Source organism: Magnetospirillum sp. WYHS-4, assembly GCA_039908345.1.
Classification (GTDB): domain Bacteria; phylum Pseudomonadota; class Alphaproteobacteria; order Rhodospirillales; family GLO-3; genus JAMOBD01.
Genome location: JAMOBD010000167.1, coordinates 1 through 1097 on the forward strand (window position 1 = coordinate 1; position 1097 = coordinate 1097).

The following is a 1097-nucleotide window of genomic DNA, read 5'->3' on the forward strand; positions in this document are numbered from 1 at the left end:
CCTTCCAACTGGTCCGCCGAAAGCGTCCAGGTGCCGTCCCCGTTGTCCGTGCCCGCCGACAGGCTCGCCCCTTCCGGAACGCCCGCGATCACCACGGAAGCCACGTCCTCGCCGCCCGCAACGTCCGCCGAGATGTTCAGCGCGATCGCCGTGTCCTCGGCCCCCGTCGCGTCCGCAACGTCAAGATCCGCCGCATCGGCAACCGCCGCCACGTCCACCGTCAGGCTGGTGGTAGAGGTCGCCGTATCCACGTCGCCCGTGTCCGGGTCAACGTCCTGGGAGACCGCCGTCACCTGCAAGTCGAAGCTGCCGCTGTAATCGGCCGGGGGAGTAATGGTCAGGCCATCAAGCTGGTCCGCGGACAGAGTCCAGGTCCCGTCGCCGTTATCGGTACCCGCCGAGAGCGCTGCGCCCTCCGGCACGCCCGCGATCGTCACCGAGGCAATGGATTCGTACCCGTTATCGGGCGTTGCCGAGATGTCGAGAGCGATGGCGCCGTCCTCGTTGCCCGCGGCCCCACCCGCCACCAGATCGGGCGTTTCGGCATCGGCCGCCAGGCTGACGTCGACGGTCGCCGTCGATACGCCCCCGTCGGTGGTGGTCACCGCGACCTCGAGTTGGAAGTCGGCCGAGGAACCGGCCGGCGGATTGACGGTCAGGCCTTCGAGTTGATCGGCGGACAGAGTCCAGGTGCCGTCGCCATTGTCCGTCCCCGCCGACAGGGTCGCGCCGTCCGGAACGCCGGAAATCACCACCGAGGCGACTTCCTCGGTTCCCGTGACGCTGGTGCCGATCGCCAACGAAATCGGCCCGTCGCCAGTGCCGGACACCGCCTCGGGCGTCGTGATTTCGGCCACGTCGGCCACCGCCGCGACGTCGATCCCCAAGGTCGCCGTCGAGATGCCGCCATCGGTCGAGGTGGCGGTCACCGTCAGATCGAAGCTGCCGTTGTAGTCGGCCGGCGGAGTTACCGTCAGACCTTCAAGCTGGTCGGCGGACAGAGTCCAGGTGCCGTCGCCGTTGTCCGTGCCGGCCGAAAGCGCCGCACCCTCGGGCAGGCCGGAAATCACCACGGAAGCCACGCCTTCGGTCCCGGA

General features: G+C 68.9%; 1 protein-coding gene. It reads right to left on the bottom strand.

The features are described 5' to 3' along the window. Positions 1-1097 (bottom strand): hypothetical protein (locus tag H7841_18640; protein MEO5338876.1); only part of this gene is annotated, 1097 nt, incomplete at both ends.